The following is a 13193-nucleotide window of genomic DNA, read 5'->3' on the forward strand; positions in this document are numbered from 1 at the left end:
GGGACAACTCCACCCGGACCCGCTTCTCCTTCGCCTCCGCCTGCAACCTGCTGGGGCTGAATGTCCAGGACCTGGACGAGAAGAAGAGCCAGATCGCCCACGGCGAGACCGTCCGTGAGACCGCCAACATGGTCTCCTTCATGGCCGACGTCATCGGCATCCGGGACGACATGTTCATCGGCGAGGGCCACAAGTACCAGAAGACTTTCATGGACGCTGTGAAAGAGGGCTACCGGGACGGCATCCTGGAGCAGCAGCCCACCCTGGTGAACCTCCAGTGCGACGTGGACCACCCCACCCAGTGCATGGCCGACATGCTCCACATCATCCACCAGTTCGGCGGCGTGGAGAACCTCAAGGGCAAGAAAATCGCCATGACCTGGGCCTACTCCCCCTCCTACGGCAAGCCCCTCTCCGTTCCCCAGGGCGTCATCGGCCTCATGACCCGCTTCGGCATGGACGTGGTGCTGGCCCATCCCGAGGGCTATGACGTGATGCCCGAGGTGGAGGAGATTGCCAAGAAGAACGCCGCCGCCACCGGAGGAAGCTACAAGAAGGTGGCCACCATGGAGGAGGCCTTTGACGGCGCCGACATTGTCTATCCCAAGAGCTGGGCGCCTTTCGCCGCCATGGAGGAGCGCACAAAGCTCTACCAGGCCGGCGACCAGGCGGGCATCGACCAGCTGGAGAAAAAGCTTCTGGCCCAGAACGCCCCGCACAAGAACTGGTCCTGCACCGAGGACATGATGAAGCGCACCAAGGACGGCAAGGCACTGTATCTCCACTGCCTGCCCGCCGATATCACCGGCCTCAGCTGCCCCGAGGGCGAGGTGGACAACTCCGTGTTCGACCGGTATCTTGTGCCCCTGTACAAGGAGGCCAGCTACAAGCCCTATGTCATCGCCGCCATGATTATGATGAGCAAGGTGAAGGACCCTGTGGCCGCGCTGATGGCTATGGACGGCGGAAAGGCCCGGAAGGCATTTTAAAGAGGGGACTGCGTCCTCCTTCCTTGCTCCTGCGGGCGCCGGGAATGACTGATTATTTTTGGAAGAGGTTACACCAATCATGGGTAAACGTATCGTAGTGGCCCTGGGCGGCAATGCCCTGGGCAATAACCTGCCGGAGCAGATGGCGGCGGTAAAGCAGACCGCCCGGGCCATCGCCGACCTGATCGAGGGTGGCAACGAGGTGATCGTGGCCCACGGAAACGGCCCCCAAGTGGGCATGATCCAGAAGGCCATGGCCGAGCTCACCCGCTCCAATCCGGAAAAGTATATCCCCTGCCCCCTGTCCGTGTGCGTTGCCATGAGCCAGGGCTACATCGGCTATGACCTCCAGAACGCCCTGCGGGAGGAGCTGCTGGACCGGGATATCCAAAAGGGCGTGGCCACCGTCCTCACCCAGGTGGAGGTGGACCCCCAGGACCCTGCGTTCCGGAACCCCACCAAGCCCATCGGCGCTTTCATGACCGAGGAAGAGGCCAAGCGCATGGTGGCAGAGCGGGGCTATGATGTGACGGAGGATTCCGGCCGGGGCTGGCGCCGTGTGGTGGCCTCCCCCAAGCCTGTGTCCGTCATCGAGCTGGACACCATCCAGGCCCTGGTGGAGAGCGACCACATCGTGGTGGCCTGCGGCGGAGGCGGCATCCCCGTCTTCAAGACCGAGGGGCACCACCTCAAGGGCGCGGCGGCGGTGATCGACAAGGACTTCGCCAGCGAGGTGCTGGCGGAGGAGCTGAACGCCGACGTGCTGATCATCCTCACCGCCGTGGAGAAGGTGGCCGTCAATTTTGGAAAGCCGGACCAGAAGTGGCTGGACCATTTGACCCCGGAGAAGGCCCGGCAGTACGCCGCGGAAGGCCAGTTCGCCCCGGGCAGCATGCTGCCCAAGGTGGAGGCGGCGGTGAAATTTGCCGAGTCCAAGCCCGGCCGCACGGCTCTTATCACCCTGCTGGAGAAGGCCAAGGCCGGCATCGCCGGGGAGACCGGCACCTCCATTTCGCTGTAACATTTAAGACCGGAACGGGGAGCGGATCATCCGCTCCCCGTTTGTCACGCGGGAGTGTCTGCTTCGCAGATTTTATGTAGGGGCCGGGCTCAGTCCCGGCCCGTCCGCCGGAAACCTGGCGCTTTCGGGAAACGGGCGGGGACAGAGCCCCGCCCCTGCAAAGCCGCGGCCGCAAAGCAAAAATCCCGGATGATAAAATGCGCGGGCGGACACTTTCTGTCATGCGGAGCGGTTGCGCGGCAGGCGGATGTGGTATAGTCAAATAACTTGAAAAACAGCAAAGCTATTTTCCGGGCAGGCCTTACCCGCCTGTGTGTGAGACACGCTGGATTTGACTATGAAATCCAAACCAGGGCCGCTGAATGCGGACTGCTGCGGCGTGTACGCCGCAACGCTTGAAAGAACTCTGATTCTTTTCAGGTTGTTTGATGATATGATTTGGAAAACCGGCGGAAAGCAGGGGGAGAAGAGCGGTGTTGAAGAGCTTGGTGATCGGCAGTCCCGGCGCGGGAAAGAGTACCTTCGCGCGAAAATTGCGGGATGTGACAGGTATCCCGCTGTACTATCTGGATATGCTGTGGCACAGACCGGACCGCTCCAATATCTCCAGGGAGGAGTTTGACCGGCAGCTGCTGGAGATTGTCCAAAAGGACCGGTGGATCATTGACGGAAATTATCAGCGGACGCTGAGACACCGCCTGGAGGCGTGCGATACGGTGTTTCTGCTGGATATTCCGCCGGAGGCCTGCCTTGCGGGGGCGAAATCCCGCGTTGGAACGGCGCGGGAGGACATGCCGTGGGTTGAGACTGGACTTGATGAGGAGTTCCGGCAGTGGATCGTGGATTTTCCCAAGACGCAGCTGCCGCAGATATACCAGCTGACGGAAGAGTACCGGGAAAAGAGGAATGTCATTATTTTCAGATCAAGAGAAGAGGCGGATGACTATTTGCAGACACTCCGGGGATGACGGGGCCCTGCCGGCCGGACAAAGGGGAGGCTTTTGCGTTTTTTAGACGCAGTCCGAAGAGAACACTTGCAAAGCCGGGAAAAACCGTGTATGATAAACAGCGTAAAAAAGGGGAGTCCGCCGTGCGGGCTGAGAGGAAGCATCGCTTCGACCCGGGACCTGATTTGGATCATGCCAACGTAGGGAAATAGGCGCGGAAAACCGCGGATATGCCATACGCTGCATATCCGCGTATTTTTATGGGAGGATGCCAGCATGAACATTACCGGAGAACAGCTACGGCTCTACGCCGTCACCGACCGGGCCTGGGCGGCGGACAGGGACGCCCTCTTCCGCCAGATCGAGGACGCCATCAACGGCGGCGCGTCCGTCGTCCAGCTGCGGGAAAAGCACCTGGATCAGGCCGCCTTTCTGGCGGAGGCGGAGCAGTTTGCGGCCCTGTGCCGCCGGAAGGGGGCCGTCAGCATCATTAACGACAGTGTGGAGATCGCCCTGAAATCCGGGGCGGACGGCGTTCACCTGGGCCAGGAGGACCTGGAAGCGGGCTCCGCCCGCCGGGCGCTGGGACCGGACAGGATTCTGGGTGTCTCCGCACACAATGTGGAGGAGGCCCTGCGGGCCCAAGCGGCGGGGGCCGACTACCTGGGTGTGGGGGCGGCTTTCATCAGCGGCACCAAGGCCGACGCCCGGCCCATCTCCCGGGAGACGATCCGGGCCATTACGGCAGCAGTGGATATCCCGGTGGTGGCCATTGGCGGCATTACCCGGGACAATATTTTAGAGCTGAAAAACTGCGGCCTGGACGGCGCGGCAGTGGTGTCCGCCCTGTTTGCCCAGCCGAATGTGCGGGACGCGGCGTCAGAGCTGCGGCAGCTTTGTGACAAAATCGCGGAGGAGGACTGGCCTGTGAAAACAGCATTGACCATTGCCGGTACCGACCCCACTGGCGGCGCCGGTATTCAGGCGGACATTAAGACCATGACTGCCAACGGCGTCTTCGCCATGAGCGCTGTCACGGCCCTGGTGGCCCAGAACACCACCGGGGTGAAGAGCATCGTGGAGTGCACGCCGGCGTTTTTAGGAGAGCAGCTGGACTGTGTGTTTACCGACATCTTCCCCGATGCCGTGAAGACGGGCATGGTGTCCAGTACCGCTCTGATCGAGGTCATCGCCGACAAGCTGAGTGCGTATGGGACGAAAAATCTTGTGGTAGACCCGGTGATGGTGGCTACCTCCGGGGACCGGCTGATCTCAGAGGACGCGGTGGAGGCGCTGAAAGCCCGCCTGCTGCCCATGGCCGCGGTCATCACCCCCAACATCCCGGAGGCGGAGCTGCTGTCCGGCAGAAAAATTCAGAGCGTGCAGGACATGGAGGATGCCGCCCGGGCAATCTATGACAGCTACGGCTGCGCTGTGCTGTGCAAGGGCGGACATAACCTTAACGACGCCAACGACCTGCTGTGGCAGGGGGGGGGAGGCCAGTGGTTCCGGGGCCGCCGCATCGACAACCCCAACACCCACGGCACTGGCTGTACCCTTTCCAGCGCCATTGCTTCCAACCTGGCCAAGGGGTACGGTCTGGCGGAGGCCGTGGAGCGGGCCAAGACATATCTCTCCGGTGCGCTGGGAGCTATGCTGGATTTGGGCCGCGGCCCCGGCCCCATGAACCACGCTTTTGATATTAAGCCTGCGTATCGGAAAACGGCAGATTGACGAACAGCGCCCCGGCGGATCATTCCGCCGGGGCGCTGTTTTATGATTTGGACTGTTCCCTCATCAGGGCAATTTCCTGCCGGTAGCCCGGCAGCTCATTGGGCGTCTCCAGACAGAAGGGCAGGTGCCGCAGCGCCGGATGGCGCACCACCCGGGCCAGGGCCTCCAGGCCGATCTCTCCCTCGCCGATGCAGGCATGGCGGTCCTTATGGCTGCCGGGGGGATTTTTGCTGTCGTTGAGGTGAATGGCCTTGAGCCGGTTCAGACCGATACAGCGGTCAAACTCCGCCAATACGCCGTCCAGGTCGCGGATGATGTCGTATCCCCCGTCGGAGACGTGGCAGGTGTCAAGGCACACGCCCATTTTGTCCGAGAGCTCCACCCGGTCCAGAATGGCCCGCAGCTCCTCAAACCGGCCGCCCACCTCGCTGCCCTTGCCGGCCATGGTCTCCAGGAGAACCGTGGTGTGCAGCTCCGGCGTCAGGATGGCGTTGAGGCCTTGGGCAATGAGCTCAATGCCGGCTTCTGTCCCCTGGCCCACGTGGCTGCCGGGGTGGAAGTTGTAGTATTGCCCCGGCAAGAACTCCAGCCGCCGCAGGTCGTCGGCCATGGTCTCCCGGGCGAATTCCCGGTTCCGCTCCTCCGCGCTGCAGAGATTCAGGGTATAGGGGGCGTGGGCAATGATGGGGGCAAAGCGGTGCTCCTCCATCAGGCTCACCAGAGCCGCCGCGTCAGCGGGATCCAGGCCCTTGGCCCGGCTCCCCCGGGGGTTGCGGGTAAAAAACTGAAAGGTGTCCGCCCCCAGCTCCAGCGCCTGCCGTCCCATGGCGGCAAATCCCCTGGAGGAGGACAGGTGGCATCCGATATGCAGCATACGCCCCCCCCCTTTACGCCTGGTGAAGAGCCGCGGCGGTGAGAATGTTGCGCATCAGCATGGCCCGGGTCATGGGGCCCACGCCGCCGGGGACGGGGGTGATGTAGGACGCCTTCGGCTCTACGGCGGCAAAGTCCGCATCGCCGCAGAGCCTGCCGTCTCCGTCCCGGTTCATGGCCACGTCGACGACCACGGCGCCCTCCTTCACCATGTCCGCCGTGACAAGGCCCATCCGCCCCACGGCGGAGACCAGGATGTCCGCCTCCCGGGCGTATTGGGCCATGTCCTCCGTGCGGGAGTGGCAGATGGTGACGGTGCCGTCCCGCTGGGTGAGAAGGGCCGCCATGGGCTTGCCTACGATGTTGCTCCGGCCCAGCACCACGCACCGCTTTCCCCGAATTGGGATCTCGTACTCGTCCAGCATCTCCATGACACCCGCCGGGGTGCAGGGGAGAAACACCGGGTCCCCGATGACCATCCGCCCCACGTTGAAGGGGTGGAAGCAGTCCACGTCCTTGTCCGGGGAAATGGCGTTGATGACCGTCTCCTCGCTGAGGTGTTTGGGGAGGGGCAGCTGCACCAGGATTCCGTCCACCCGGGGGTCGCCGTTGAGCCGCCGGATCAGGTCCAGCAGCTCCGGCTCGGTGGTTTCCGCGCTGAGGCGGTGCCCGAAACTCTCGATGCCGCATTCGGCGCAGTCCCGCTCCTTGCCGGCCACGTAGACCTGGGAGGCGGGGTCCTCCCCCACCAGTACCACCGCAAGACCCGGCTTTCGGGGGAGCTTTGCGGCCTCCTCCGCCACCTGACTTTTTACCTTGGCCGCCAGGGCCTTTCCGTCAATTCTCACCGCCATGGGGCTCGTCCTCCTCCGTCTCAGGCGCCTCAGCGCGCTCCGGCGTCTCCGGAATGGCTTCTGCGGCCTCTGTCCCTGCTGCCGGGGCCGTTTTGGCAGCTTCCTCCGCCTGATGCCGGGCCAGCCGGTTCACCAGCAGGTCCTCCCCGGAGCACTTTTTGACGCGGATGTGGTAAAAGAGCATGGCCGCCGCCACCGCCGCCATCACCAGGCTCAGGGCCTGGGAGACCCGGATGGGCTGACCCATAAAGGTCCAGCCAAAGAGATAGAGGCTGTCGGTCCGCAGGCCCTCCACCCAGGTGCGGCCCAGGCCGTACCACAGAAAATAGAACCACGTGTTCTCTCCATCAAACCGGCGGCCCTTAGTGACAACAAACAGCATCAGCAGCAGTCCCGCAAGGTTCCACAGGCTCTCGTAGAGAAAAGTGGGATGGACCTCAATGTACTGATAGGAGCTGACCCACAGGCGCATTCTCCAGGGCAGGTCCGTCAGTCCTCCGAAGGCCTCCCGGTTGATGAAGTTGGCCCAGCGGCCGATAATCTGGCCCAGCAGCAGTCCCATGACGCACAGGTCCGTCAACGCGCCCAGCTTCAGTTTCTTGTGCCGGGTGTAGAAGAAGGCCAGCAGCGCCCCGGCGATCACCGTGCCGTAGATGGCAAGGCCCCCGTCCCAGATGGCGATCATGCGGCCCCAGTCCAGGCTGCCGTCCGCTCTGCGGTACAGATCCAGGTAGAAAATGACGTAGTAAATGCGGGAGCCCAGCACGCAGCAGGGCACCCCCCAGAGGACCATGTCCAGCACATGGTCCTCTTTCAGGCCGAAGCGCCCCGCCTGCTTCATGCACAGGAGCAGTCCCATGAGCATGGCAAAGGCCAGAATGATCCCGTACCAGTAGATGCCGTGGCCGATGTGCAGGGCGATGGGATCGGGGTTGAACTCCCAGTCTCCGAAGAGGCCGGGAAAGCTGATGGGCATATCTTTTAACGCGGTCAATGCAGACTCCTTTCTCTGTCTCGGGTTTACCTGGGTACGATCTCCGACAGCACCGCCCGTTCCTCTGTGGCGTTCTCGCCCAGAAAGGCCGCGATGTCGTCCTTGGTAATGGTCTCAAACACCTGGGGGAAGCGGAAGGGATCGTAGCCGTGGAAGTACCCCTCCGTCAGGGAGACGGCGATGTTTTCAAAGGAGTTCAGTCCCCGCAGGCTGGAGCCGAAGGCGGCCCGGCGCACCTGCTGGTAGAAATCCTCGTCAATGCCCCCCTCCGCCAGGCGGCGGGCCTCCTTCCGAATCTCATCAGCCACTTTTCTCGCGTCCTTGCTGTCGCCGCCGGCATAGAGACAGGCGGCTCCGGGGAGCTGCTCGAAATCGCCGCCGAAGCTGGAGTTGATAAGCCCCTGGTCATACAGCCGCAGGTACAGCGGGCTGGAGTCCCCCAGCAGGATGTCGCAGGCCATGCCGCCCAGGAGGGACGTGCGGAAAAAGTCCTCCCCCTCCCGGGGCGGGCGGCACTTGAAGGCCGTCAAAAACTGGGGGACGGAGACCTCCATGGCAAGGCTGGTCTCTCTTTCGGCCACGGCCTCCGGCTCCTGGCCGTAGTCCCGGGGGATCTCCGGTCCCCCCTCCCGGGGCAGGATGCGGCGGGCGAGGTCCGCGATGTGGACGGGGTCCACGTCCCCCACCACGGTCAAAATCATATTTGTGGGGGTATAAAAGGCCCGGTGGCAGTCGTACAGTGTCTCCGCCGTGATGTGGGAGATGCTCTCCACTGTGCCGGCGATGGGAACGGCGGCGGTGCTGCGGCTGTACAGCGCCCGCATCATCCGGGCGTAGAGCTGCCAGTCCGGGTCGTCCTCGATCATGCGGATTTCCTGGCCGATGATGCCCTGCTCCTTGGCCACGCTCTCCTCGGTGAAGTAGGGGATGGAGACGAAGGACAGCAAAATCTCCAGGTTCTCCTCAAAGTGCTCCGTGGAGCTGAAGTAGTAGCCGGTCATGGCGTTGGCGGTAAAGGCGTTGGGCTCCGCGCCGTTTTTGGCCAGTTCCTGGAGGGCGTTGCCCTCCTTAGTGTCGAACATTTTGTGCTCCAGGTAGTGGGCGATGCCCGCCGGGGTGTCCAGCCAGTTTCCGCCCAAACAGAAGCGGGTGTCCATCCCGCCGTAGCGGGTGGCGAAGAAGGCGTACTTCTTGGCGTAACCCGGCTTTGGCACCACGCAGATCTGAAGGCCGTTGGGCAGCGTCTCCCGGTGGACGGACTCGCCCAAGCGCTTGTAAAAGCTCTGGTTCATTCCGCCGCCTCCTTTCCCCGCAGGAAGTACACCGTGTCCAGGGACACGGTTTTCATGGCGCTGAAAATACGCTCCGGCGTGACCTCCCGCACCGCTGCCGCCAGATCCTCCGGCGTCTCGTGGTTCCCGGTGGCCGCCTGGCCCAGGTAAAAGTTCTCCAGCTTGCCCTGGGAGTCCCCCATGGAGGCGTAGGCGTTGAGGAGAGTGCTCCGGGCGCCCTCCAGCTCCCAGTCCTCCAGCCGGCCCTCCTGCACGGCCCGGAGCTGGGCCATAATCTCGTCATAGGCCCTCTGGTAGTTCTCAAACTCGATGCCGGAGGAGACGGTGATGATTCCCTTCTGCCGGTGGTACACGGAGGAGGCGTAGTAGCAGAGGGACAGTTTCTCCCGCACATTCAAAAAAAGCTTGGAATTGCTGCTGCCGCCGAAGAGGGTGTTGCCCACCAGCAGGGCCGTGTGGTCGCTGCTGCCGCAGGCCAAGCCCATGCCCAGCTTTCCCTGGGTCACATCCAGTTCCTCCGAGACGCTGTGGGGTGTTTCCCGGGCAGGATGGGCAGCCGCCGGGGCGGTGTCCCGGACATCCTCCCGGGGCAGGGCGGCAAAGGCGGTGCGGAGGGCCTGCTCCACCCGCTCCCGGCTGGCGCTGCCGCTGTAAAAGAGCTCCAGCCGGGCAGAGCCGATCAGCTCCCGGTACAGGCTGTACAGCTTCTGGGGCTGAATGCGCTCGGCGCTCTTGTCGTCCCCCAGGCGGGGGATGCCGTAGGCCTCTCCGGCGCACATCTCCCGCAGGAGGCGGCTGTCGGCGTACTCCCGCTTGTCATTTAAGATGCTGCGGATGGCGTCGATGAGGTTGGCCTTCTCGCTGTCAAAATAGGCGGGGACAAAGCGGCCCCGCTCCGTCACGGGGTCGCACACCAGCTCTCCCAGAAGGGCGGCCACCGGCTCCAGCAGCCGCTCGCCGCCGGGGGCGTAGTGGTCGTCGATGAGGCTGGCCACAAATCCTGTGCACTGGTTTTCGCCCTTCTTGCGTACCGTGCAGTCGATCCGGGCGCCGTAGAGCGTATCCAGCCGGGCGGACAGGGTTCCCATGTCCGGACAGCTCACAGTGCCCCGCCGCAGCAGGGCGGGCAGCAGGGCGCAGGCGGAGGCCGTCTCCCACCGCAGGGGCGTGACAAACTGGGCGGAGAGCAGGCTGGTCTTGAATTTCTGTGCCGGATGGAAGGTGAGATACACCCCCCCGGCGAGTTTCGTTCTGGTGACTTCCAAGGTCTCAGCTCCTTTGTAGACAACAATACAGCTTACATTATAGTATATCTCATATGGAAATTCAAATTCTTTCTTCCAAATGCAAAAAATTATTCCACTATCCCAGCACCTGGCGGAACACCCGCAGGAAGTTTTCCCGGGCAATCAGCTCCCGCTCCCTGGGGCTCATACCCAGCTTCTCCAGCCAACAGAAGAGGTTTCCGATTTGGGAGGCATCCTCCAGTCCCGCCGCGCCGTTGTTGTCCGGGGGACCCATGAACTCGCAGAAGTCGAAGCCGCAGCCTACGTGCTCCACTCCCATGACATCCGCCATGTGGGCGGCATGGCGTGCCAGCATTTCCGCCGTCTGCTTCTCCGCCTCGGCGTGGACGAAGCCGTGATAGACGTTCAGCCCCACTACGCCGCCGGTGTCCCGGACGGCCCGCAGCTGTTCGTCCGTCAGGTTCCGGCGGACATCACAAAGCGCACGGCAGTTGGAGTGGGAGGCGATGACGGGCCCGCCGGCCAGGTCTATCACGTCCCAAAAGCCGCCGTCGTTCAGGTGGGATACGTCCGCCAGCATATGGAGCTCCCGCATCCGGCGGACTGCCGCCCGCCCCGCGGGGGTCAGCCTCTTTTGGGAATCGCCTCCGGCCCCGGTGGCCAGGGCGTTCTCCCCGTTCCAGGTCAGCATCCCCAGCCGTACGCCGGCTTCATAGCAGCGGTCAATGCCCCCAATGTCCGCCCCAAAGGCAGCCATGCCTTCAATCCCCAAAAAGGCGTAGAGCTTCCCGGCGGCCCGGGCCTCCTCTGCCTCCCGGACTGTGCGGACCGTCCGGATCTGCGTACATTGGTCCAGCTCCGCCCGGGCGCAGTCCAGCATGATGTCCAGCCGGGCGTTGCCACTGTCTGCTCCTGGTATGTCCTTCCAGAAGGTCTGGCCCTGCCCCTCGCCATACCAAAAGGCCAGCACCAGGCCCTCCACGCCGCCGCGGCGGAGGCGGTCCAGGTGGTATTTTTCCAATACATGCTCCTCCCCCGTCAAACGGCGGCGGGTGACATCGTACAGCAGGTCGGAGTGGGCGTCAAAATACATGATAGGACTCCTTTCGGCACATGGGTGGACAGAAATGGGTTTTTATCGTATACTACCCGTAACAAACGGCGAAGTCAAGGGAGGAGTGCGTATGGAGACAATCTGCCGCTGCGGGTGGTGCAATCTGAACAACCCGCTGTATGTTGCGTACCATGACCGGGAGTGGGGCGTGCCCCAGCATGAGGACGGGAAGCTCTTTGAGCTGCTGATTCTGGAGTCCTTCCAGGCGGGGCTCTCCTGGGAGACGATTCTGAACAAGCGGGAGGCATTCCGCGCCGCCTTCGGCGGCTTTCATCCGGAGAGGGTTGCGGCCTACGGTGAGGAGAAGACCGCCGCCCTGCTGGAGGACAAGGCCATCGTCCGGAACCGGCGGAAGATCGCCGCCGCCGTCCAAAACGCCAAAGTTTTTCTGGAGATCCAGGCGGAATGGGGCTCCTTTGCCCGCTACATCTGGCACTTTACGGACGGGCAGGTGGTCCGTGAGATGGGAAAGGCCAGCTCTCCCCTGTCGGACCGGGTGTCGGCGGACTTGAAGAAACGCGGCATGACCTTTGTGGGCACCACCATTGTCTACGCATATTTGCAGGCTGCCGGCGTGATTGATTCCCACGAGCCGGGGTGTTTTCTGCACAGGAAGGACGGTGCGCCGGGGAGAGGCGCCGAATGAGTGCGCCGCGCGTCCAAAGCCCGCTGTCTTTTCCGGAGACCGGACATGCGCAAAACAGAAAGGGAGGCTGCCGCAATGCCGAACCGATGCACCGTCACCCTCCGCGCTGCCGCCGCCACGGCATCCGTGCTGGAGCTCCTGCGGCGGGAGCGCTTTCTGGACAATGATCTGTCCCGGCCGGTGGAGATTTACGCCTCCCCCAGGCCCCGGGCAGAGCTGGCGGACTGCGTCAGGGTGTACCCTGCCTGAAAAAATTTGCCTGTCCGCAGATTTCCCCCTTGACTTTTCCGCCGGAGTCCTGTAAACTATTCCATATTGTAAAGGCGCAAAACTTTACAGAGAAGGAGGCGGCTCCCGTGAAGAACCAGACCTACCGCATGACCATGCTCTACGACTTCTACGGCGAGCTGCTGACCGACCGGCAGAGGGAGTTCTTCGACCTCTACTACAACGAGGACCTGTCCCTGGCGGAGATTGCGGAGAACGCGGGCATCTCCCGGCAGGGCGTCCGGGACGTGATTGTCCGGGCGGAGGCCTCCATGCAGGAGATCGAGGACAAGACGGGGATCATCAAGCGGTTTGAAGCCCGCCGGCCCCATCTGGAGGCCATCTCCGCCGCCGCCGGCGAAATCAAAACCATCAATCTCCGGCGCCACGAGGACGCCCGCCTTGCCGAGCTGGCGGAGCGCATCCTCGCCGAGGCCGCCGCCTTAGAGGACTGAGCCATGGCATTTGAGGGACTGACTGAAAAACTGAACGCCACATTTAAGCGGCTGCGGGGCAAAGGCCGCCTGACGGAGAACGATGTCCGGGAGGCCATGCGGGAGGTTCGCCTGGCCCTGTTGGAGGCGGATGTGAGCTACAAGGTGGTCAAGGACTTTGTGGCTTCCGTCACGGAGCGGGCCGTGGGAACCGACGTGCTGGACAGCCTCACTCCCGCCCAGCAGGTGGTGAAGATTGTGAGCGATGAGCTCACGAAGCTCATGGGTGGCGCCAACGCCAAGATCGCCATGGCCAATAACGGGCCCACGGTGGTGATGATGGTGGGCCTCCAGGGCGCGGGCAAGACCACCACCACGGCAAAGCTGGGCGGTTTGATGCGAAAGCAGCTGCAAAAGCGCCCGCTGCTTGCCGCCTGCGACGTGTACCGCCCCGCCGCCATTGAGCAGCTGAAGGTGGTGGGCGGACAGCTGGACCTGCCGGTTTTTGAGCAGGGCCGTGGGGACCCGGTGGAGATCGCCCAAAACGCCATCCGCCACGCCCGGGACCACGGCAGCGACATGGTATTTTTGGACACCGCCGGCCGCCTCCACGTGGACGAGGAGCTGATGGACGAGCTCAAGCGGATGAAGGCCGCCGTCCATCCCAACGAGATTTTACTGGTCGTTGACGCCATGACCGGCCAGGACGCGGTGAACGCCGCCAGCGCCTTTGACGAGGCCCTGGGCATCGACGGCGTGATTCTCACCAAGCTGGACGGCG

The 13193-nt window shown here is 63.2% G+C and carries 14 protein-coding genes, 1 pseudogene and 1 riboswitch; of the genes and pseudogenes, 9 read left to right on the forward strand and 6 right to left on the reverse strand.

The features are described 5' to 3' along the window. The 5 genes and pseudogenes from ygeW to thiD form a co-directional block, all read left to right on the forward strand. Positions 1-989, forward strand: a 989-nt coding sequence (gene ygeW / locus QZ326_RS07170) for a knotted carbamoyltransferase YgeW (protein ID WP_295743207.1), incomplete at its 5' end; no start/stop codon positions are given. A gap of 79 nt (positions 990-1068) precedes the next feature. Beyond that, entirely contained in the window at positions 1069-2010 is a 942-nt protein-coding gene (arcC, locus tag QZ326_RS07175) for a carbamate kinase (RefSeq protein ID WP_295743209.1), read from the forward strand. 473 nt (positions 2011-2483) lie between these two features. Continuing rightward, positions 2484-2978: an adenylate kinase gene (locus QZ326_RS07180; RefSeq protein WP_295743211.1), complete on the forward strand. Its 495-nt coding sequence runs from the start codon at positions 2484-2486 to the stop codon at positions 2976-2978. A 99-nt stretch (positions 2979-3077) separates the two neighbouring features. Continuing rightward, positions 3078-3181, forward strand: a riboswitch (TPP riboswitch). Positions 3182-3233: 52 nt separating this feature from the next. After that, positions 3234-3833, forward strand: a pseudogene (thiE, locus tag QZ326_RS07185) (thiamine phosphate synthase); the annotation flags it as partial. 51 nt (positions 3834-3884) lie between these two features. Then, a complete protein-coding gene (thiD, locus tag QZ326_RS07190; RefSeq protein ID WP_295743243.1) occupies positions 3885-4691 on the forward strand; it encodes a bifunctional hydroxymethylpyrimidine kinase/phosphomethylpyrimidine kinase in 807 nt (268 codons plus the stop codon). Positions 4692-4731: 40 nt separating this feature from the next. Here thiD and QZ326_RS07195 read toward each other — a convergent pair whose 3' ends face one another. From QZ326_RS07195 to QZ326_RS07220, 6 genes are all read right to left on the reverse strand, one after another. After that, positions 4732-5565: a deoxyribonuclease IV gene (locus tag QZ326_RS07195; protein WP_295743213.1), complete on the reverse strand. Its 834-nt coding sequence runs from the start codon at positions 5563-5565 to the stop codon at positions 4732-4734. Positions 5566-5578: 13 nt separating this feature from the next. Beyond that, positions 5579-6418 carry a bifunctional methylenetetrahydrofolate dehydrogenase/methenyltetrahydrofolate cyclohydrolase FolD gene (gene folD, locus QZ326_RS07200; RefSeq protein ID WP_295743216.1) on the reverse strand — a complete coding sequence of 280 codons (840 nt, stop codon included), beginning with the start codon at positions 6416-6418 and terminating at the stop codon, positions 5579-5581. Then, the gene (lgt, locus tag QZ326_RS07205; RefSeq protein WP_295743219.1) at positions 6402-7412 is read right to left on the reverse strand and encodes a prolipoprotein diacylglyceryl transferase; all 1011 of its coding nucleotides are present in this window, start codon (positions 7410-7412) and stop codon (positions 6402-6404) included. The genes folD and lgt overlap by 17 nt, the downstream gene beginning before the upstream one ends. A 26-nt stretch (positions 7413-7438) precedes the next feature. Next, positions 7439-8704: an EF-P 5-aminopentanol modification-associated protein YfmH gene (locus QZ326_RS07210; protein WP_295743220.1), complete on the reverse strand. Its 1266-nt coding sequence runs from the start codon at positions 8702-8704 to the stop codon at positions 7439-7441. Further along, positions 8701-9969, reverse strand: coding sequence for an EF-P 5-aminopentanol modification-associated protein YfmF (locus QZ326_RS07215; protein ID WP_295743226.1), 1269 nt, complete (start codon positions 9967-9969; stop codon positions 8701-8703). The genes QZ326_RS07210 and QZ326_RS07215 overlap by 4 nt, the downstream gene beginning before the upstream one ends. 97 nt (positions 9970-10066) lie before the next feature. Continuing rightward, entirely contained in the window at positions 10067-11044 is a 978-nt protein-coding gene (locus tag QZ326_RS07220) for a dipeptidase (protein ID WP_295743230.1), read from the reverse strand. 91 nt (positions 11045-11135) lie between these two features. Between QZ326_RS07220 and QZ326_RS07225 the strand changes: the two genes are divergently transcribed. The 4 genes from QZ326_RS07225 to QZ326_RS07240 form a co-directional block, all read left to right on the forward strand. Then, the gene (locus QZ326_RS07225) at positions 11136-11711 is read left to right on the forward strand and encodes a DNA-3-methyladenine glycosylase I (RefSeq protein ID WP_295743233.1); all 576 of its coding nucleotides are present in this window, start codon (positions 11136-11138) and stop codon (positions 11709-11711) included. Between the two features lie 75 nt (positions 11712-11786). After that, a complete protein-coding gene (locus QZ326_RS07230; RefSeq protein WP_295743235.1) occupies positions 11787-11960 on the forward strand; it encodes a hypothetical protein in 174 nt (57 codons plus the stop codon). Between the two features lie 107 nt (positions 11961-12067). Beyond that, positions 12068-12433 (forward strand): YlxM family DNA-binding protein, encoded by a 366-nt coding sequence (ylxM, locus tag QZ326_RS07235; RefSeq protein WP_295743238.1) that lies wholly within the window; start codon positions 12068-12070, stop codon positions 12431-12433. 3 nt (positions 12434-12436) lie between these two features. Continuing rightward, the coding region (locus QZ326_RS07240; RefSeq protein ID WP_295743241.1) for a signal recognition particle protein at positions 12437-13193 on the forward strand (757 nt) is incomplete at its 3' end.

Source organism: uncultured Oscillibacter sp. (genome assembly GCF_910587525.1).
Lineage (GTDB): Bacteria > Bacillota > Clostridia > Oscillospirales > Oscillospiraceae > Oscillibacter.